Origin of the sequence: Streptomyces sp. MS191, assembly GCF_008042125.1 — a bacterium.
Classification (GTDB): domain Bacteria; phylum Actinomycetota; class Actinomycetes; order Streptomycetales; family Streptomycetaceae; genus Streptomyces.
In genome coordinates this window covers 1,457,074-1,476,479 of the sequence record NZ_RDBI01000040.1, presented here as the reverse complement: position 1 = coordinate 1,476,479, position 19,406 = coordinate 1,457,074, and the positions used below count along the sequence as shown (strand labels likewise).

The following is a 19,406-nucleotide window of genomic DNA, read 5'->3' as shown; positions in this document are numbered from 1 at the left end:
GGGCAAGCGACAGCCCGAAGGCCCGCCGCCCGCACCGGCGGTGCAGCGCATCCGACTGCGCTACACCAAGCGCGGCCGCCTCCGGTTCACCAGCCACCGTGACTTCCAGCGCGCGTTCGAGCGTGCGCTGCGCCGAGCCGAGGTGCCCATGGCGTACTCGGCCGGCTTCACCCCGCACCCCAAGGTGTCGTACGCCAACGCCGCCCCCACGGGTACGGGCTCCGAGGCCGAGTACCTGGAGATCGCCCTCACCGAACAGCGGGACCCGCAGGTGCTGCGGGCGCTGCTCGACGAGTCGCTCCCCGACGGCCTCGACATCACCGACGCCGTCGAGGCCCGGACCTCCGGACTCGCCGACCGGCTCACCGCCTCCGTGTGGGAGCTGCGGCTCGACGGCGTCACCGTCGAGGACGCGGAGAAGGCCGTCGCGGCCTTCCTCGCGGCCGAGACCGTGGAGGTACAGCGCAAGACGAAGAACGGCATCCGCACCTTCGACGCCCGTTCCGCCGTCGCCGACCTCGTCGCCGACCGTCCACAGGCTCGTTCCGAGGCTGATAGGCCGCTGGACAATGCCTGTGCGATACTGCGGCTGGTTGTTCGGCACGTGACACCTGCCGTGCGACCCGACGACGTCCTGTCCGGTCTCCGAGCTGTGGCCGACCTGGCGCCGCCGGTCCCCGCTGCGGTGACCAGGCTGGCGCAGGGGCTCTTCGACGAGGAGTCCGGCACGGTGACCGACCCGCTCGCGCCCGACCGCGAGGCAGTCACGGCCGCTCCACCCACGGCCGCCGCGACCTCCTCAGCGACGGCGCCGGGTACCGGTACCGCGTAAGGAGCGGTCGTTGTAGCGCAGCCCTGGTACTCGGGAGCCACCTGGGTCGGGCCGCGCACTGACACAGGAGACTTTCGCCAGGCCGTGCGCAACAGGCGTACGGAACCGGCGAGCCAGACATCAGCTCCCGTGCGGCGCCCGCGCCCCGGACGGCGGCACCGCGCACTGCGCGCGGCCGTGCCGCCGGACCGGAACCAGGCGCGGCGCCCGGGAGCGTGACGGGAGAACCGCCCGCATGCTCGAGCCGAACGAAGAGAACAACACCGCACCCGGTGACAAGCTGCCGCCGCGCCGCAGGCGCCGCGCCGCTTCCCGCCCGGCCGGCCCCCCGGTCGCCGCGGACACCGCCGCCGAGGTCGTCGTGGACGCACCGGCCCCCGAGGCCGCGGCCGCCCAGCAGGCGCCCGCCGAGGAGACCGCTCCGGCGCCGCGTGCGCGTCGTCGTGCGACGCGCAAGGCGACCACCCCTGAGCCCGTCGCGGAGACGGCCGAGACGCCCGAGGCTCCGGCCGCGGTCGAGGTCCCGGTCGCCGTGGAGGCGCCCGCCGAGGAGGCCGCTCCGGCGCCGCGTGCGCGTCGTCGTGCGACGCGCAAGGCGACCACCCCTGAGCCCGTCGCGGAGGCGACCGAGACCCCCGAGGTCCCGGCTGCCGTGGAGGCGCCCGCCGAGGAGGCCGCTCCGGCGCCGCGTGCGCGTCGTCGTGCGACGCGCAAGGCGACCACCCCTGAGCCCGTCGCGGAGACGGCCGAGACGCCCGAGGCTCCGGCCGCGGTCGAGGCTCCGGTCGCCGTGGAGGCGCCCGCCGAGGAGGCCGCTCCGGCGCCGCGTACGCGTCGTCGTGCCACCCGCAAGGCGACCACCCCTGAGCCGGCCGGCGAGAGCCTGCCGCAGGAGACCGTCGCGCAGATCACCGCCGCCGAGGCCGAGCCCGAGGTCGCCGCCGCCGAGCAGGCCGCCACCCGCGGCCGTACGCGCCGCCGCGCCACCTCGCCGCAGTTCACCTCCGAGCCGGTCGTGGCGCCCAAGGCGGAGGAGACCCCGCGGGGTCGCCGCGCCGCCCGCCCCGCCGTCGCCGTGTTCCAGGCCCCGGTCTTCACCGAGCCGATGTTCCAGACCCCGGAGACCGCCGCGGCCGCCGCCGCCGTGGCCGCCGAGACCGCGGAGCCGGAGGAGGAGGTCGAGGAGACCGCCGAGACCGCCGAGGCCGTCGTGGAGACGCCGGCCGCCGAGGAGCGCCCCGAGCCGGCCGGCCGTCGCCGTCGCCGCCGCCGTGGTGAGCCGGCCGAGCCCGTCGTCGAGCCCGTGCCCTCCACCGTGGCCGAGGAGCCCGAGGTCGAGGCGGAGGAGCCCGAGGCGGAGGCCGAGGACACCGACGACCACGAGGACCACGAGGACCGTCCGTCCCGCCGTCGCCGTCGTGGCGGCCGTCGCCGCCGTCGCGGTGAGCTCGCCGACGCCGAGGAGGCCGAGGAGGGCGACGAGGCCCACGCCGAGGACGACTCCGACCAGGCCGACGAGGACTCCGAGGACGAGGAGTCCGAGGACGAGGGCGGCACCCCGTCCGCCGCCGGCACCAGCAGCTCCCGCCGTCGTCGCCGTCGTCGCCGCCGCAGCGGTGACGCCTCCGACTCCGAGGCGGGCGAGGAGGACGGCGTCCGTACGGTCGTCAAGGTCCGCGAGCCCCGCCCGGCCCGGGAGAGGCTCGAGGGCGGCACCTCCTCGGACGAGGTGCAGTCCATCAAGGGCTCCACCCGCCTGGAGGCCAAGAAGCAGCGCCGCCGCGAGGGACGCGAGCAGGGCCGCCGCCGCGTGCCGATCATCACCGAGGCCGAGTTCCTGGCCCGCCGTGAGGCCGTCGAGCGCGTCATGGTCGTCCGCCAGAACGGCGAGCGCACCCAGATCGGCGTCCTCGAGGACAACGTGCTCGTCGAGCACTACGTCAACAAGGAGCAGGCCACCTCGTACGTCGGCAACGTCTACCTGGGCAAGGTGCAGAACGTCCTGCCGTCCATGGAGGCCGCCTTCGTCGACATCGGCAAGGGCCGCAACGCCGTCCTGTACGCCGGTGAGGTCAACTTCGAGGCGCTCGGCATGGCCAACGGGCCGCGCCGCATCGAGACCGCCCTCAAGTCCGGCCAGTCGGTCCTCGTCCAGGTGACGAAGGACCCGATCGGCCACAAGGGCGCGCGTCTGACCAGCCAGGTCTCCCTGCCGGGCCGCTACCTCGTGTACGTCCCCGAGGGCTCGATGACCGGCATCAGCCGCAAGCTCCCGGACACCGAGCGCGCCCGCCTGAAGACCATCCTCAAGAAGATCGTCCCCGAGGACGCGGGCGTCATCGTGCGCACCGCCGCCGAGGGCGCGAGCGAGGACGAGCTGCGCCGCGACGTCGAGCGGCTCCAGGCGCAGTGGGAGGAGATCCAGAAGAAGTCCAGGATGTCCACGACCTCCTCGCCGAGCCTGCTGTACGGCGAGCCGGACATGACCGTCCGCGTCGTCCGCGACATCTTCAACGAGGACTTCTCCAAGGTCATCGTCAGCGGTGACGACGCCTGGGAGACCATCCACGGCTACGTCAACCACGTGGCGCCCGACCTGGGCGACCGCCTCCAGCGGTGGACGAGCGAGGTCGACGTCTTCGCGACCTACCGGATCGACGAGCAGCTGATGAAGGCGCTGGACCGCAAGGTCTGGCTGCCGAGCGGCGGTTCGCTGGTGATCGACAAGACCGAGGCGATGATCGTCGTCGACGTCAACACCGGCAAGTTCACCGGCCAGGGCGGCAACCTCGAAGAGACCGTGACGAGGAACAACCTCGAAGCGGCCGAGGAGATCGTCCGCCAGCTGCGTCTGCGGGACCTCGGCGGCATCGTCGTCATCGACTTCATCGACATGGTCCTGGAGTCCAACCGGGACCTGGTGCTGCGCCGCCTCCTGGAGTGCCTGGGCCGCGACCGGACCAAGCACCAGGTGGCCGAGGTCACCTCGCTGGGCCTGGTCCAGATGACCCGCAAGCGTGTCGGCCAGGGCCTGCTGGAGTCCTTCTCCGAGACCTGCGTCCACTGCAACGGCCGTGGCGTGATCGTGCACATGGAGCAGCCGGCCGGCCAGGGCGGCGGCGGCAGCGGCAAGCGCTCGAAGAAGCGCGGCCGCGGTGGTGCCGAGCACCACGAGCACGAGCACGAGCACGTCGAGGCCGCGGAGACCGAGACGGTGGAGACCGAGGCGGAGATCGCCGCGGAGATCGCCGAGCCGGTCGCCGTGGAGGAGCCCATCGCCGCGGACGAGGAGCTGTACGGCAGCGCCGCCGAGGCGGAGGCCGCCGCCACCCGTGGCCGTGGCCGCCGCCGGGCGACCCGCAAGGCCACCGCGCCCGCTGGTTCGCCCGTGTCCGCACCCGCCCCGGAGCCCGTGGTCGAGGCCGCGCCGGAGCCGGTCGCCGAGGCGCCCGTCGTCGAGGCGCCGGTCGCCGAGGAGGCCGCCCCGGCTCCCCGGACCCGCCGCCGGGCGACCCGCAAGGCCACCGCTCCCGCCGGTTCCCCCGCGGCCGCCCCGGAGGCGGTCGTCGCCCCGGAGCCGGTCGCCGAGGCCGCGCCGGAGCCGGTCGTCGAGGCGCCCGCCGTCGAGGAGGCCCCCGTGGCCGCCCCGCCGCGGGCCCGCCGCCGGGTGGTCCGCAAGGTCACCGCTCCCGCCGGTTCGCCGAGCGGCGCCGAGGAGGCCGCCGTCCTGGTGGTCGACGCCCCGACCGCCGCCCCGGTCGCGGTCGAGGACCCGGTCGTCGCCGCGGAGCCCGAGGCCGAGGCAGCCGCCCCGGCCAAGAAGGCGGTCCGCAAGACCGCCAAGAAGGCCACCGCGAAGAAGGCCGCCACCAAGAAGACGGCGGCGGCTGCGAAGAAGACCGCGGCGAAGAAGACGACCACCAAGAAGGCCGCCGCCAAGAAGACGGCCGCCCCCGCGCAGGACTGACGCAGTACCGACACAGCCCGTGTGGGCCGTTCTCGCAAGGGGACGGCCCACACGGCTTTGAAGCAAAGCGACACGGAACCAGGAACCAGCTCGATGAACAACACCCCCACCGGGCCCGCGCGGCCCGTCACCGTCCGCAAGGCCGTCATTCCTGCCGCCGGTCTGGGCACCAGGTTCTTGCCGGCGACGAAGGCGACTCCCAAGGAGATGCTTCCGGTCGTCGACAAGCCGGCGATCCAGTACGTGGTCGAGGAGGCGGTGTCGGCTGGTCTCCCGGACGTCCTGATGATCACGGGCCGCAACAAGCGCCCGCTGGAGGACCACTTCGACCGGAACTACGAGCTGGAGTCCGCGCTCACCCGCAAGGGCGACGAGGAGCGGCTGGCGAAGGTCCAGGAGTCGAGCGAGCTCGCGACGATGCACTACGTCCGCCAGGGCGACCCGCGCGGTCTCGGCCACGCGGTGCTGTGCGCGGCCCCGCACGTCGGTGACGAGCCCTTCGCGGTCCTCCTCGGGGACGACCTGATCGACCCGCGCGACCCGCTGCTGGCCCGGATGCTGGAGGTCCTCGCCCAGCGCGGTGGCAGCGTCATCGCGCTGATGGAGGTCGACCCGGCGCAGATCCACCTGTACGGGTGCGCCGCCGTGGCGCCGACCGACGACGCCGACGTCGTCCGGATCACCGGCCTGGTGGAGAAGCCGGACCCGGCCGAGGCGCCGAGCAGCTACGCGGTGATCGGCCGCTACGTCCTCGACCCGGCCGTCTTCGGGATCCTCAAGGAGACCGAGCCGGGCCGCGGCGGCGAGATCCAGCTCACCGACGCCCTCCAGCAGATGGCGCAGGACGAGGACCTCGGCGGCCCGGTGCACGGTGTGGTCTTCAAGGGCCGCCGCTACGACACCGGCGACCGCGGCGACTACCTGCGGGCGATCGTGCGCCTCGCGTGCGAGCGGGAGGACCTCGGCCCCGGGTTCCGGGAGTGGCTGCGCGGTTTCGTCGCCGAGACCGGCGACGCGTGACCTTCCGCCGAATTTGACCCCCTACGGCACCGGCCCGTAACCTTGACCGTCGGCGTGTCGTATGGCGCGCCACCACCCCTGAGCACCCTCCTCCCGGTCTGCCGGGAGAGGCCGCTCGTCCACTTCCGGATCACCGCGGGCTCCGGCCCGTGTGAGCGGCTGGCATCAGGGGTTCGTTCCCGAGTGAGAGAGAGATCCGCGTGTACGCCATCGTGCGCAGCGGTGGTCGCCAGCACAAGGTTGCTGTCGGCGACATCGTTGAGGTTGACAAGATTTCCACTGCCAAGGTTGGCGACACGGTCGAGCTCTCGACCCTGCTCGTTGTCGACGGCGACGCCGTGACCAGCGACCCCTGGGTCCTGGCCGGCATCAAGGTCACGGCCGAGGTCGTGGACCACCACAAGGGCGCGAAGATCGACATCCTTCGCTACAAGAACAAGACCGGTTACCGCCGTCGCCAGGGCCACCGCCAGCAGTACACGGCGATCAAGGTCACCGGCATCCCCGCGGCTGCGAAGTAAGGGACTGAGGAGAGATGGCACACAAGAAGGGCGCATCGTCCACTCGGAACGGTCGCGACTCCAACGCTCAGCGGCTCGGCGTGAAGCGCTTCGGCGGTCAGGTCGTCAGCGCCGGTGAGATCCTGATCCGCCAGCGCGGCACCCACTTCCACCCGGGCTCGGGCGTCGGTCGCGGCGGCGACGACACCCTGTTCGCCCTGCAGGCCGGTTCGGTGCAGTTCGGCACCCACCGTGGCCGCAAGGTCGTGAACATCGTTCCGGTCGCCTGATCGGTTCTCTGCGGAGGCGGACCTCACTTCCCCTTGGGGAAGCGGGTCCGCCTTTCGCGTGTTACTAGATAGACATTCCGCACGTTTGCCTCCAGCCGGCCGGCCGGGGGACCCCCAACTGGAGGCACAGAACATGACCACCTTCGTGGACCGCGTCGAGCTGCACGTCGCCGCGGGTAACGGAGGCCACGGCTGCGCCTCCGTCCATCGCGAGAAGTTCAAGCCGCTCGGTGGCCCCGACGGCGGCAACGGCGGCCGTGGCGGCGACGTGATCCTGGTCGTCGACCAGTCCGTCACCACACTCCTCGAGTACCACCACTCGCCCCACCGCAAGGCGACGAACGGCCAGCCCGGCGCCGGCGACAACCGCTCCGGCAAGGACGGCCAGGACCTCGTCCTCACCGTGCCGGACGGCACCGTCGTCCTCGACAAGCAGGGCAACGTGCTCGCCGACCTGGTCGGCGAGGGCACCACCTTCGTCGCGGGCCAGGGCGGCCGAGGCGGCCTCGGCAACGCCGCACTGGCCTCCGCACGCCGCAAGGCCCCCGGTTTCGCGCTGCTCGGCGAGCCCGGCGAGTCGCGGGACATCGTCCTGGAGCTCAAGACCGTCGCCGACGTGGCCCTGGTCGGTTACCCGAGCGCCGGCAAGTCCTCGCTGATCTCGGTGCTGAGCGCCGCCAAGCCGAAGATCGCGGACTACCCGTTCACGACGCTGGTCCCGAACCTGGGTGTCGTCACCGCCGGATCGACCGTGTACACGATCGCCGACGTCCCCGGCCTCATCCCGGGCGCGAGCCAGGGCCGCGGCCTGGGCCTGGAGTTCCTGCGCCACGTCGAGCGCTGCTCCGTCCTGGTGCACGTCCTGGACACCGCGACCCTGGAGTCCGACCGCGACCCGATCTCCGACCTCGACGTCATCGAGGAGGAGCTGCGGCAGTACGGCGGCCTGGACGACCGGCCCCGGATCGTCGTCCTCAACAAGATCGACATCCCGGACGGCCAGGACCTCGCGGACATGATCCGCCCGGACCTGGAGGAGCGCGGATACCAGGTCTACGAGGCGTCCGCGGTGGCCCGCACGGGTCTGAAGGAGCTGTCCTTCGCGCTGGCCGGCATCGTGGCCGAGGCGCGGGCGGCCAAGCCGAAGGAGGAGGCGACCCGCATCGTCATCCGTCCGAAGGCCGTCGACGACGCCGGGTTCACCGTCACGTACGAGGAGAGCGAGGACCTCTACCGCGTGCGCGGCGAGAAGCCGGAGCGCTGGGTCCGCCAGACCGACTTCAACAACGACGAGGCCGTCGGCTACCTGGCCGACCGCCTCAACCGCCTGGGCGTCGAGGACCAGCTGATGAAGGCCGGTGCCCGCGCCGGCGACGGCGTCGCCATCGGTGCCGAGGACAACGCGGTCGTCTTCGACTGGGAGCCCACGATGATGGCCGGTGCCGAGATGCTCGGCCGCCGTGGCGAGGACCACCGCCTGGAGGCCCCGCGCCCCGCGGCCCAGCGCCGCCGGGACCGCGACGCCGAGCGCGACGAGGCACAGCGCGAGTACGACGAGTTCGACCCCTTCTAGGGCGTGTGCCGGGCGCCGCGGGGCAGGCGGGACTTCCGCGGCAAGCCCCGGGTCCGCCCGAAGGGCCTGGGCGGGCCGCACGAGCCCGTCCGTCCACGCCGCCGCGCCGGACTCCTCACGGAGTCCGGCGCGGCGGCGTTTCCACGGCGCTCTCGCGCCCTCGCACAGACCGAAGAGGGGCCCGCCTCCAGCCGCTGACGCGGCCGGGGGCGGGCCCCTCTTCGTACGGTGTGACGGTCAGTGCACCGGCTCGGGCTCCGGCTCGGGCTCCCGGTCCGACTTCGGGTCGGCCTTCGCCGATCCCTCGTCCTTCCGCTTGGCGAACCGCGGGTTGGCCTTGATCAGCGGGAGCGTCAGGACGCCGATGAAGATCGGGCCGATCATGTAGCGCCACAGCGGCGCCGGGTTGGCCGCGAGCACGGTCAGCTGGAGGCCCAGCGTCACCGCCAGCAGGGCCGGCACGCCGGCCAGCTTCGTCCGGCGGCGGAAGAGCAGCACGATCGCGTAGGTGGCGTAGCACCAGATCGCGCCGCGGAACAGCAGCCACTGCAGCTGCGGGACCTTGCTGGCACGCCACGAGAAGTCGGCCAGGGTGTGGAGCGACTCGTTCAGCGGGCGGATCTTGAGGATCGGCCGGTACTCGCTGTTCTTGATGTCGTCGTTCCACTTGAGGTAGCTGAACAGCGTCTTCGACGTCTGCGGGTCGCTGAGCAGCGTGTTCGCGCGGAGCTCCTTGGGCCCGGGGAAGACCGCCCACGCGATGTGCGCACGGCACACCCGCGCACCGACGACGAGGTCCGGCGTGCGGTTCAGCACCCGGCGCCACAGCGCCATCAGCTCGTCGTTGCGCTCGGCCGCCAGCGGCCGGTTCATCGGAGGCGACTCCATCGCCCAGTCGGCGTTGTAGCAGTTGCCGGCCCGTCCGCCCCAGTGGGACAGCGGCGCGATGTCCTTCATCAGCGCCTTGTCCTGCTTGGTGAAGAAGCCCGGGCGCTGCTTGTACGCCACCGCGATGTCCGCGTAGAAGAACGCGTAGACCGCGTCCTTCGGCGGCGTCTTCACACCCGCGGCGGGGTAGATCACCGCGGTGAGCAGCATGAAGACCGCGACCGGCACGGCCGTCGCCGCGAGCAGCCACCGCCGCATCTTCGGCAGCGACAGCAGCAGCACCGGCGCGGCGACGACGGCGACGAGCATGCCGTTGTTGCGGAAGAGCGCCAGGGACAGGAAGCCCAGGAAGAGCAGTCCCATGTCGCGGTAGAACACCCGGTCGCGCTCGGCCTGCCGGCCGCGCGCCCGGCGGGCCGCGAGCCGGCCCGCCGCGCCGAAGGCCAGGATGCCGCCGATGACGAACGGCACGTCCTTCCACACGAAGATGACGAAGACGGCCGTCGGCGGCGCCACGGCGAGGACCACCGCGACGAGCGCCGCCCAGCGGCCCCGGACACCCCACTCCCGCAGGGTGCCGGCGCAGTAGGCGAGCACCGCCGACATGGCGATGGTCTGAGCCAGCGTCAGGACGGCCAGATCACCCGTGGTGTTGAGCGACAGCCACACCAGGGCGTCGTACGCCACCGAGTGGTTCGACTCCCAGTGGCCCGTGGTGACGTGCCACACATAGGTGATCGAGTCGTAGCTCAGGGCGCCGGGGTAGAACGCGGCCCACCACAGCAGGAACAGCACCTGGGTGGTCGCGTAGACCGCCAGGGGCAGTCGGCGACGTTCCGGGACTTTTGCCCACTGTTCGCTGAGGTAGGGGATGCGCGGGAGATTCAACTCGGCTCCGCTGGCTGGTCGAGGGCGGACGAAGGATCAGTCGAACAGACTAGCCGGTTCAGACGGTCTCTCGGTCACGCGGGCGAGGCGGCGTCGCCGGCTCCTCGTTCGGACGGGGCACCACGGGGCGGTCGCCGATCGGCAGCACCGCCGGCACGTTGTCCTGACCCAGGAACACCTTGCGCACCACGCGCTCCGCGGCGTGACCGTCGTCGAACTCGCAGAACCGCTTGCGGAACTCGGCGCGGGCCCGGTCGGACTCCTCGCTGTTCCAGCGGCCGGAGGCGAAGGCGTCGGTGAGCTCCTCCTCCGTCTGCAGCGTCAGGCCGGGGGAGTCGACGGTGATGTCGAAGTAGCTGCCGCGGGTGGTGCGGTAGACGTCCCAGTCGTTCGCGTAGATCACGATCGGTCGGTCGAGGTTCGCGTAGTCGAACATCACCGACGAGTAGTCCGTCAGCAGGCAGTCGGACGCGAGGTACAGCTCCTCCACGGAGGGGTACGCGCTGACGTCGACGAGACGGGCGCTGCCGCTCGTGCCGCCCGCGAGCAGGCTCCCCTGCGAGTAGAAGTAGTGCGCCCGGACGAGCACGGTCCACTCCTCGCCCAGCGCCTCCGCGAACCGGTCCAGGTCCAGCATCTGCTGGGGGCCCTCGTGGTAGTCGCGGTGCGTCGGCGTGTACAGGACCGCCTTGGTGCCCTCGGCGAGGCCGACCTTGCGGCGGGCCGTGGCCACGTCCTGCGCGGTGGCGTTCACGAGGACGTCGTTGCGCGGGTAGCCGTAGCCGAGCGGCTCGTAGTACGACGGGTACGCGCGGTCCCAGATCGCGGTGGAGRAGCTGTTGGACGTCAGGCTGTAGTCCCAGCGGTCCACACGGTCCATCAGGCGCTGCAGGTTCATCCCGCGGCGGCCGACCGGGTACTCCGCCAGGTCGACGCCCATGCGCTTCAGCGGCGTGCCGTGGTGGGTCTGCAGGTGGACCTGGCCGGGGCGCTTGACCACGTTCGGCGCGAAGTTGACGTTGTTGACGAAGTACTTGCCGCGGGCCATCGCCTTCCAGAACCCGAGCGAGCCCGGGTGGACGGTGACGGTGCCCTTCGGCGGGAGGGCGTCGGCGCCGTCCTTGATGATCCACACGGCACGCATGCCGGGAGCGAGCTCCCGCATCTTCTCGTCGATGGCCGCGGGGTTGCAGGCGTAGCGGGCGCCCCAGTACGCGGAGAAGACCGCGACGTCCTTCTGGACGGGCAGCATCCGCTGGGCGCGGTAGTACGCCGACAGGACGCGCTTGCGGAGCTTCTTCTTCAGGCGCGCGCCCAGCGACTTCTGCTTGCGCAGCGCGTGGACGGTCTTGCGGGCCTTGGAGCGGTGCTTGCTCGGGACCAGCGCGCCCTTGGGCTTGATCTCCGTCTGCCCCTGCGGACGGTGGGCCTTGTCGGCCACCTGCCAGCGCTCGCGGAACTCGGCGCGGGAGTCGTCGGGCAGCCGGCCGGGGGAGGACTCGACCGCGCGGAAGTGGTTGACCATCCGCTCGTACATCGTCCCGCGCCACTCGTCGAACTGCGGGTTCTCGGCGAGGAAGGCGAAGACGAGGTCGTACTGGTCGAACACGTCGAAGTGCTTGCGGCTGGTGGAGTGCAGGATGCTGCCCTGGCGCCGCTGGCGGTAGTAGACGCAGACCCGGTCGAGGACGGAGATCGACTCCGCCGCGATCATCACCGGGTAGGTCCAGGGGGTGTCCTCGTAGTAGCCCGTCGGGTACTGGAAGCCCCACTGCTCGATGAAGTCGCGTCGGTACGCCTTGTTCCACGCGACCTGGAGCAGCATCAGCAGGTCGGGCTGCTCCTTCAGCGAGAACGAGCCGTGCTGCGCGGCCTTGGCCAGCACGTGCGCCAGGCTGTTGGGCGCGATGCGGCCGTCCCAGTGCGTACGGGAGTAGTCGAAGACCACCAGGTCCGGGCGCGAGGTCTCCTCGATGCGCGCGGCGATCGCGGCGAGCGATCCGGGCAGCATCGTGTCGTCACTGTCCAGGAACAGCAGGTACGTGCCCTTGGCGCGGGCCATGCCGGCGTTCCGCGCACGGCCGAGACCGACGTTCTGCTCCAGGTGCATCGGGACGACGCGGGCATCGGCCTTCGCGTAGTCGTCGATGATCTCGCCGCATCCGTCCGGCGAGCAGTCGTTCACCACGAGGAGCTCGTAGTCCTGGAAAGACTGCTCCAGCACGGAGTCCAGGCAGTCCCGCAGGAACGCCTCCACCTTGAAGGTGGGAACGATGATGCTGAACAGGGGAGCTTCGGAAGCGGAGGATTGCGTCTGTGTCATCTCAATACCGTGGAATCTGACGTGGGAGACAGGGGCTTGGCTGTCTGATCAGCGCTGACTCGTGGACAAGGCGTAGCCGAGAAGAGTGCGTATGGTCCCCGACCGGCGCCGGCGAAGCGCTCCGGGAACCATGCTCAGCGCGTGCAGTCTCATGGAGAGGTGGCGTCGTGCCGCCCGGGCGGCCTTGGGCCAGCCGTGGCGGTCGAGCTGGTCGGCGACGTCGAGGAAGAAGCGGCGGGCCTCGCCGAAGCGGGCGCCGGACACGGCTTCCCCGGAGGAGAGGCTGGCGGAGTGCCTGCGGTACTGGAACGCCGTCGTCGGCTCGACGACGAGCTTCTCGCCCCGCCGGATGATCTCGATGATCAGCGCGAGGTCCTGGATGACCGACAGGTCCTCCCGGAAGCTGATCTCCTTGACGATGTCCGCGCGCCAGCAGATCGAGGGGAAGTACAGCCAGTTGCCGCTGAGCAGGTTCGCGGCGAGCGGCTCGCCGGACAGCACCTGACGGCTGGTGGCCTTGGGCGCGTACAGGCGCCGCTTGACCTCGTCGATGAGGGTGGTCGACGGCGCGCCGTTCTCGTCGATGACCTGGACGCCGGGCTGGTAGATCGCCGCGTCGGGGACCGCGGCGACCGTCCTGCGGATGGTCGCCACGTAGTCCGGGAGCAGGATGTCGTCGCTGCCCAGCATGGTGAAGTGCGAGGACTCCACCAGGTCCACGCACTTGCGGAAGTTCTTGGTGATGCCGAGGTTCTGCTCGTTGCGCAGGTAGCGGACGCGGCTGTCGCCGAGGGAGGCGAACCACTCGGGGACACCCTCCTCCTTGCCGTCGTCGACGACGGTCAGCCGCCAGTCCTTGTCGGTCTGGTCGAGCACGCTGCGCACGGCGGCCTGGAGGAGACCGGTGTCGCCGTAGTGCGGCAGCATGATGTCGAGGGTGTCCACCGCCGTCACTTGCCCTTCCCCTTGGGGCCGAGCGCCGAGCGCCGGCTGAGGGCCAGCAGCAGGATCATGCCGATGCGGCCGAGGTAGAGCGTCGCCTTCCAGGGCGACTGGCTCGGGGTGCCGGTGGCACGGGGGCGCATCGCGACGGGCACCTGCTCGATGCGGTAGCCGGCCCGGACCACGGCGATCGTGGACTCCACGGTGTCGCCCAGGTACTCGACCGGGTACCAGTGCGCGAAGACGTCGATCAGGTCGCGGTTGGAGGCGCGGAAGCCCGAGGTGACGTCGGTGAGCTTGGTCTTCGCCATCCGGGAGAGCCAGAAGGCGAGCACCAGCATCGCCCACTTGCGCGGGCCGCGGGTCTCGTAGTCCCCGGTGCCCGCGAAGCGCGCGCCCATCACCAGATCGGCGCCGGCGTCCAGGCGCTCGAGCAGCTGGGGCACGTTGCGCGGGTCGTGCTGACCGTCCGCGTCGACCTGGATGGCCACGTCGTAGCCGCGGTCGTGCGCATAGCGGTAGCCGGCGCGCATCGCGCCGCCCACGCCGAGGTTGTAGGGGAGCTTCATCACGGTGGCGCCGGCGCCACGGGCCACGGCGGCCGTGTCGTCGGCCGAGCCGTCGTCCACGACGAGGACGTCGACGCCGGGGAGGGTCGTGTGGACCTCCTTGACGACGTCGGCGACGCCCTCGGCCTCGTTCCACGCCGGCATGATGATCAATACGCGCTTGCCGTCGATCACTTGAGGCCCCCCTGGCCGGCCGCGTCGGCCTTCTCCCCGGACGGCGCGTTCTTCTCCGCCTGCGCCCGCAGTTCCTGTACGTCGATGCGGAGCAGAGCCACTTCCTCCGAAAGGGTGCGGCCCTCCTCCTCGAGGTGACCCACCTCCCAGCTCAGCTGGAGGCAGACGATGAAGAGGAACGCGACGCTCAGGAAGAGGATGAGGCTGACACCCGAGGCGACCCCCACCGCGCGGGCGATGGAGTCGAGACCCGTCGGGAAGAAGCCGAGCGGGATGATCACCAGGCCGGTGAGCACCCAGAGGAACGCGTACTTCTCCTTGAGCTTGCGGCGGCGCAACAGCTCGATGATGCACGCGACGAGAAAGACTCCGGTGACCGAAGTCAGCATCCACAACTTCACGCCAGGCTCCGGTGTATCGGACGACTCATGGAAAGGGCCTGTCTACTCTTCCAGGGTGGGCGGCTGGCGAAGAAGCCGCCGGATTGCAGTCCACTGTCCGCCGCGATGGTCACGGAGAGTGAGGGAATGGTGATCATTCCTATGAGTGCACCGAACGGTAGCCTACACGAGAGCGAAGAACGAGAGTCATGCTGGTGACCACCGCCAGCGACCCTACTGCGTAGGCGATCTCGACCCTCGTCCGCAGCTCCAGCGGACTGAGAGTAATCGCACCGAGAACGACCGTTCCCACGACCCACGCCAGCAGTTGCTGCCGTGCGGCACCACTCGTGAGGAGCGCCTGGCCGAGCACCATCGCCAGCATGTACAGCGTCGTGCCGATCGACAGCCAGGCGAAGTCGACCGGCCCCAGCACGTCCGGAGCGCCGAACAGCATCGGCAGCAGCACCGGCCCCAGCGCGACCGCGCCGATACCGAACGCGGCGCCGAGACCCAGCGTGATCGCCGAGGCGCGCAGCAGCATCCGGCGGTAGCCGCGGGTGTCGCCCTCCGCCTGCGCGGTCGACAGACCGGCGAGCAGCGACGCCTGGAAGGCGCCGAAGGCGAACAGCGGCACCCGGGCCAGGACCAGCGCCGAGAGCAGCGCGGCGACCAGGGCGTTGTCGTCCGTCGCGATCAACTTGGTGCTGATCACGGCGATGTTGACCAGTACCTGCGCGAGCAGCGTCGAACCGACCAGTAGCCCGAGGTGCTCGATCAGCTCCCCCCAGCGCGCCGTCGAGCCCGCGCGCGCCCCGCGGAACACGGACGGCAGCGTGACGAGCACCGAGATCACCGGAGCCACGGTCATCACCATGGCGAAGGCGAAGACGGAGGTCACCCCGGCCAGCGCCATGGCCGCGGACAGCCCGATCCGGAGCAGGCCGTCGAGACCGAGCTGGAACCCGTACGCCTCGAAACGGCCCAGTCCCGCGAGCATGCCCCGCGTCACATGGGCGCAGGCCAGCGCCGCGAAGGCGCCGCCGAGCGCGAGGACCAGGCTGCGGTCCCCGTGGAAGAACAGGTCGGCGAGCTGATCGGCGAACAGCCCGAGCGGCACGAGCACCGCCGCGAGCAGCGCGAACGAGAGCGCCGCGCCGCGCCGCAGCACGGGCAGCGCCCCGTCGCCGGCGACCACCCGGGCGGCGACCACCCGGGTGATCTCCTGCTCGACCGGGAAGAACAGACCCAGTCCTATGGAGGCCACGACGGTCCACAGGACCGAGAAGCTCGCCATGTCGTCGACGGAGAGCGAGTGCCCCGCCGCCGCGAGATGGACGTAGTTGGCCCCGCCGAGCACCACGGTGCCGACACCGACGAAAGCGGTGCCTCGCGGCAGGGCGGTGGTGATGCGGTCGAGCAGACTCACTGGGAAGGCCGTCCGCCCTCGGTCATGAAACGGAGCGCCTCGGTGAGCTGGTCACGCCAGTGCGGCTGCACGGCGATGCCCGCCTCGGCCCAGCGCTCGTGCGCCAGGACGCTGTACGACGGACGCCGGGCCGGCCGGACGAACTTCTCCGACGTGGTCGGACGCACCCGCTCCGGGTCGAGACCCGAGAGCTCGAACGCCGCCCGCGCGAGGTCGAACCAGGTGGCCGTCTCGCTCGCGGTCCCGTGGTAGACACCGGCCGGGGCCGTGCCCGCCACCGCCGCCTCGCCGAGGTCCCGCAGCTGGCGGGCGAGCGCCCGGGTCCAGGTCGGCTGACCGCGCTGGTCGTCGACCACGTCGAGGGTCTCGCGCTGCTCGGCCAGGCCCAGCATCGTGGAGACGAAGTTGCGGCCGTGCGCGCCGTACAGCCAGGCCGTCCGCACCACGTAGCCGCGCTCGGGCAGCAGCTCGGCGACGGCGAGCTCGCCGACCAGCTTGCTGCGGCCGTAGGCGTTCACCGGAGCGGTCGGGGCGTCGTGCGGGTACGGCCGGTCGGCGTCCCCGGGGAAGACGTAGTCCGTGGAGACCTGCAGCAGCACCGCGCCCTGCTCGGCGCAGGCCTGCGCGAGGACCCGCACGGCGTCGCCGTTCACCCGGGTCGCCGCGGCCTCCTCGGCCTCCGCGCCGTCGACGTCGGTCCAGGCCGCCGCGTTGACCACGACGTCCTGTCCGGCGACCGCGGCCCGGACGGCCTCCAGGTCGGTGATGTCCAGGTCCTTGCGGGTGAGCGCGGTGACGGAGTGCGCCCCGCCCTCCCGGAGGACCTCCTGCAGGTCACGGCCGAGCATGCCGCCCGCACCGGTGATCAGCCAGCGGCTCATGCGGAGAGCGCCGCCTTCGCCTTGAGCGGCTCCCACCACGAGCGGTTGTCGCGGTACCAGTCGACGGTGGTGGCGAGACCCTGCTCGAAGGTGACGAGCGGGGTGTAGCCCAGCTCCTCCTGGATCTTGGCGATCGACAGGGAGTAGCGCAGGTCGTGGCCCTTGCGGTCGGCCACGTGCTCGACCATGTCCCAGCCGGCGCCGCAGGCGTCGAGGAGCATGCCGGTCAGTTCCTTGTTGGTCACCTCGGTGCCGCCGCCGATGTGGTACACCTCACCGGCGCGGCCGCCGCGCAGCGCCATCTCGATGCCACGGCAGTGGTCCGAGACGTGCAGCCAGTCGCGGATGTTCAGGCCCTCGCCGTACAGCGGCACCTTCTTCCCGTCCAGCAGGTTCGTCACGAACAGCGGGATCATCTTCTCGGGGAAGTGGTACTGCCCGTAGTTGTTGGAGCAGCGCGTGACGACGACGTCCATGCCGTGCGTGCGGTGGTACGACAGCGCCAGCAGGTCGGAGCCCGCCTTGGAGGCCGAGTACGGGGAGTTCGGGGCCAGCGGCCAGTCCTCGGTCCAGGAGCCCTCGGAGATGGAGCCGTACACCTCGTCCGTGGAGACGTGCACGAAGCGGCCCACGCCGTGGCGCTTCGCGGCGTCCAGCAGCACCTGCGTACCCAGCACGTTCGTGGTCACGAACGGCGACGCGTCCATGATCGAACGGTCCACGTGGGACTCGGCCGCGAAGTGCACGACGGCGTCCTGGCCGCGCATCACGTCGTCGACGACCGCGGCGTCGCGGATGTCGCCGTGGACGAACGTGTAGCCCGCCTTGTCGGCCACCGGCGCGAGGTTCGCCTCGTTGCCCGAGTAGGTCAGGTTGTCCAGGACCGTGACATGGGCACCCTCGCCCGAAGGCAGCTCCCCGGAGAGGAGAGCGCGCACGAATTGAGAACCGATGAAGCCGGCGCCGCCGGTGACGAGAATCTTCATAAGGGACGCCATTCTATGGGCTCCCCGAAGGGCCCCGTTCAGTGGCGGGTGTCACCGGCATCGTGGCGGCCGGTACCCGGCGGCTGTCGTAGGCTGCGGGACCATGCGTGGAATTTTGCTTGCCGGTGGTACCGGCTCCCGGCTCTGGCCGATCACCCGAGCCGTGTCGAAGCAGCTGATGCCGGTCTTCGACAAGCCGATGATCTACTACCCGCTGTCGACGCTCGTGATGGCGGGCCTGCGGGACATCCTGGTCATCACCGGACCCGAGGAGCGCCCGCAGTTCGAGCGGCTGCTCGGCGACGGTTCGGACTGGGGCCTGAACATCGAGTTCGCCACCCAGGACCGCCCCGCCGGCATCGCCGAGGCCTTCGTGATCGGCGAGGAGTTCATCGGCGACGAGCCCGTCGCCCTCATCCTCGGCGACAACATCTTCCACGGCGTCGGCCTCGGCCGGCAGCTGGCCACGTTCCAGCGGCCCGAGGGCGGTGTGGTCTTCGCCCACGCCGTGTCCGACCCCACCGCCTACGGCGTCGTCGACTTCGACGAGGAGGGCCGCGCCCGCTCCATCGAGGAGAAGCCGGCGAACCCGAAGTCCCGCTACGCCGTGCCCGGTCTGTACTTCTACGACAGCCGTGTCGTCGAGGTCGCCAAGGGCCTCAAGCCCAGCGACCGCGGCGAGCTGGAGATCACGGACGTCAACAAGTACTACCTCGACCGCGGTGAGCTGCAGGTCTCCGTCCTCGACCGCGGCACCGTCTGGCTCGACACCGGCACCTTCCAGTCCCTGGTCCAGGCGTCCGAGTACGTCCGGGTCGTCGAGGAGCGCCAGGGCATGAAGATCGGCTGCCTCGAGGAGGCCGCCTGGCGTGCCGGGTTCATCGACGACGAGCAGCTGCGCGCCCTCGCCGAGCCGCTGACCAAGAGCGGCTACGGCGACTATCTGCTGAACCTTCTCGCGTACGAGGCGTAACCGCTGTCGCCGTTTTCGTATTCGCGGCGTCACCGCACTGATATCGCACCGATATAAGGACTTCGCAATGAAGGTCAATCCCCTCGGTATCGAGGGCGCCTGGGAATTCGTTCCGCAGCAGCACGGGGACGCCCGCGGCCTCTTCCTCGAGTGGTACAAGGCGGACAGGCTCGCCGAGGTCGTCGGCCACCCGCTCGGTCTCAAGCAGGCCAACATGTCGGTCTCCGCGGCCGGCGTCCTGCGCGGCATCCACTTCGCCGACGTCCCGCCGGGGCAGGCGAAGTACGTGACCTGCGTCCGCGGCGCCGTGCTCGACGTGATCGTCGACGTGCGGGTCGGCTCGCCGACCTTCGGCCGGTGGGAGGCCGTGCGCCTCGACGACACCCAGCGCAACGCGGTCTACCTCTCCGAGGGTCTCGGGCACGGCTTCTGCGCCCTGACGGACGACGCGACGGTCACCTACCTCTGCTCCGAGGGCTACGCCCCCGAGCGCGAGCGGACCGTCTACCCGCTGGACCCCGAGATCGGCATCGCCTGGCCGGTCACCGGAGAGCCCGAGCTGTCCGCCAAGGACGCGCAGGGCCCGACGCTGGCCCAGGCCCGCGAGGCCGGCATCCTGCCGCGCTACGAGGACTGCCTGGCGTTCCGCGCCTCCCTCGGCACCGTCGAAGGCTGAGCRGACCCGCCCACCGGACATCCCCGTCCGGCGGCCACGGCCGCGCGCCGACGGCCCCGCCACCCCCTCCCGGGGGCGGCGGGGCCGTCCGCGTACCGGGGGGCCGGGCCCAGGG

The 19,406-nt window shown here is 71.2% G+C and carries 16 protein-coding genes; 8 read left to right on the top strand and 8 right to left on the bottom strand.

The annotated features are described in order from the left end of the window. Positions 1 to 40 precede the first annotated feature (40 nt). The 6 genes from EAO71_RS13790 to obgE all read left to right on the top strand — a co-directional run bounded on the left by EAO71_RS13790 (position 41) and on the right by obgE (position 8,182). Positions 41 to 832: a TIGR03936 family radical SAM-associated protein gene (locus EAO71_RS13790; protein WP_147978003.1), complete on the top strand. Its 792-nt coding sequence runs from the start codon at positions 41 to 43 to the stop codon at positions 830 to 832. Between the two features lie 235 nt (positions 833 to 1,067). Then, on the top strand, positions 1,068 to 4,799 hold the full coding sequence (locus tag EAO71_RS13785) for an Rne/Rng family ribonuclease (RefSeq protein ID WP_147978002.1): 3,732 nt from the start codon (positions 1,068 to 1,070) through the stop codon (positions 4,797 to 4,799). 93 nt (positions 4,800 to 4,892) lie between these two features. After that, positions 4,893 to 5,819 carry a UTP--glucose-1-phosphate uridylyltransferase GalU gene (gene galU, locus EAO71_RS13780; RefSeq protein WP_147978001.1) on the top strand — a complete coding sequence of 309 codons (927 nt, stop codon included), beginning with the start codon at positions 4,893 to 4,895 and terminating at the stop codon, positions 5,817 to 5,819. Between the two features lie 200 nt (positions 5,820 to 6,019). Further along, positions 6,020 to 6,340, top strand: a complete 321-nt coding sequence (rplU, locus tag EAO71_RS13775; protein WP_015033583.1) for a 50S ribosomal protein L21 — start codon at positions 6,020 to 6,022, stop codon at positions 6,338 to 6,340. 14 nt (positions 6,341 to 6,354) lie between these two features. Beyond that, positions 6,355 to 6,609 carry a 50S ribosomal protein L27 gene (gene rpmA, locus EAO71_RS13770; RefSeq protein ID WP_073914109.1) on the top strand — a complete coding sequence of 85 codons (255 nt, stop codon included), beginning with the start codon at positions 6,355 to 6,357 and terminating at the stop codon, positions 6,607 to 6,609. Positions 6,610 to 6,742: 133 nt separating this feature from the next. Further along, on the top strand, positions 6,743 to 8,182 hold the full coding sequence (obgE, locus tag EAO71_RS13765; RefSeq protein WP_147978000.1) for a GTPase ObgE: 1,440 nt from the start codon (positions 6,743 to 6,745) through the stop codon (positions 8,180 to 8,182). A gap of 237 nt (positions 8,183 to 8,419) precedes the next feature. Here obgE and EAO71_RS13760 read toward each other — a convergent pair whose 3' ends face one another. The 8 genes from EAO71_RS13760 to rfbB form a co-directional block, all read right to left on the bottom strand. Next, positions 8,420 to 9,958 (bottom strand): DUF6020 family protein, encoded by a 1,539-nt coding sequence (locus tag EAO71_RS13760; protein WP_147977999.1) that lies wholly within the window; start codon positions 9,956 to 9,958, stop codon positions 8,420 to 8,422. A gap of 58 nt (positions 9,959 to 10,016) precedes the next feature. After that, positions 10,017 to 12,281 carry a bifunctional glycosyltransferase/CDP-glycerol:glycerophosphate glycerophosphotransferase gene (locus EAO71_RS13755; protein WP_147977998.1) on the bottom strand — a complete coding sequence of 755 codons (2,265 nt, stop codon included), beginning with the start codon at positions 12,279 to 12,281 and terminating at the stop codon, positions 10,017 to 10,019. 48 nt (positions 12,282 to 12,329) lie between these two features. Beyond that, entirely contained in the window at positions 12,330 to 13,235 is a 906-nt protein-coding gene (locus tag EAO71_RS13750) for a glycosyltransferase family 2 protein (protein ID WP_261992126.1), read from the bottom strand. Further along, positions 13,232 to 13,966, bottom strand: coding sequence for a glycosyltransferase family 2 protein (locus EAO71_RS13745; protein WP_147977997.1), 735 nt, complete (start codon positions 13,964 to 13,966; stop codon positions 13,232 to 13,234). The genes EAO71_RS13750 and EAO71_RS13745 overlap by 4 nt, the downstream gene beginning before the upstream one ends. After that, positions 13,963 to 14,355 carry a DUF2304 domain-containing protein gene (locus EAO71_RS13740; protein ID WP_261992125.1) on the bottom strand — a complete coding sequence of 131 codons (393 nt, stop codon included), beginning with the start codon at positions 14,353 to 14,355 and terminating at the stop codon, positions 13,963 to 13,965. The genes EAO71_RS13745 and EAO71_RS13740 overlap by 4 nt, the downstream gene beginning before the upstream one ends. Before the next feature lie 151 nt (positions 14,356 to 14,506). After that, the gene (locus EAO71_RS13735) at positions 14,507 to 15,775 is read right to left on the bottom strand and encodes a lipopolysaccharide biosynthesis protein (RefSeq protein ID WP_147977996.1); all 1,269 of its coding nucleotides are present in this window, start codon (positions 15,773 to 15,775) and stop codon (positions 14,507 to 14,509) included. Further along, positions 15,772 to 16,656, bottom strand: coding sequence for a dTDP-4-dehydrorhamnose reductase (gene rfbD / locus EAO71_RS13730; protein ID WP_147977995.1), 885 nt, complete (start codon positions 16,654 to 16,656; stop codon positions 15,772 to 15,774). Before rfbD ends, EAO71_RS13735 begins: the two co-directional genes overlap by 4 nt. Beyond that, positions 16,653 to 17,642, bottom strand: coding sequence for a dTDP-glucose 4,6-dehydratase (rfbB, locus tag EAO71_RS13725; RefSeq protein WP_147977994.1), 990 nt, complete (start codon positions 17,640 to 17,642; stop codon positions 16,653 to 16,655). The genes rfbD and rfbB overlap by 4 nt, the downstream gene beginning before the upstream one ends. A 103-nt stretch (positions 17,643 to 17,745) precedes the next feature. On the opposite strand from rfbB, the gene rfbA reads away from it, so the two are divergent. Together rfbA and rfbC are read left to right on the top strand one after the other, a co-directional pair. Next, positions 17,746 to 18,615, top strand: a complete 870-nt coding sequence (gene rfbA / locus EAO71_RS13720) for a glucose-1-phosphate thymidylyltransferase RfbA (RefSeq protein WP_147977993.1) — start codon at positions 17,746 to 17,748, stop codon at positions 18,613 to 18,615. A gap of 67 nt (positions 18,616 to 18,682) precedes the next feature. After that, complete coding sequence (gene rfbC, locus EAO71_RS13715) at positions 18,683 to 19,291, top strand: dTDP-4-dehydrorhamnose 3,5-epimerase (RefSeq protein WP_147977992.1); 609 nt, start codon at positions 18,683 to 18,685, stop codon at positions 19,289 to 19,291. Positions 19,292 to 19,406 lie beyond the last annotated feature (115 nt).

Excerpts from the sequence above, each read along its gene's own strand:
- rpmA (WP_073914109.1), top strand. The coding sequence starts at position 6,355 with ATGGCACACAAGAAGGGCGCATCGTCCACTCGGAACGGTCGCGACTCC.
- galU (WP_147978001.1), top strand. The coding sequence starts at position 4,893 with ATGAACAACACCCCCACCGGGCCCGCGCGGCCCGTCACCGTCCGCAAG.
- rfbA (WP_147977993.1), top strand. The coding sequence starts at position 17,746 with ATGCGTGGAATTTTGCTTGCCGGTGGTACCGGCTCCCGGCTCTGGCCG.
- rfbC (WP_147977992.1), top strand. The coding sequence starts at position 18,683 with ATGAAGGTCAATCCCCTCGGTATCGAGGGCGCCTGGGAATTCGTTCCG.
- rfbD (WP_147977995.1), bottom strand. The coding sequence starts at position 16,656 with ATGAGCCGCTGGCTGATCACCGGTGCGGGCGGCATGCTCGGCCGTGAC.
- rfbB (WP_147977994.1), bottom strand. The coding sequence starts at position 17,642 with ATGAAGATTCTCGTCACCGGCGGCGCCGGCTTCATCGGTTCTCAATTC.
- EAO71_RS13740 (WP_261992125.1), bottom strand. The coding sequence starts at position 14,355 with ATGCTGACTTCGGTCACCGGAGTCTTTCTCGTCGCGTGCATCATCGAG.
- obgE (WP_147978000.1), top strand. The coding sequence starts at position 6,743 with ATGACCACCTTCGTGGACCGCGTCGAGCTGCACGTCGCCGCGGGTAAC.
- EAO71_RS13785 (WP_147978002.1), top strand. The coding sequence starts at position 1,068 with ATGCTCGAGCCGAACGAAGAGAACAACACCGCACCCGGTGACAAGCTG.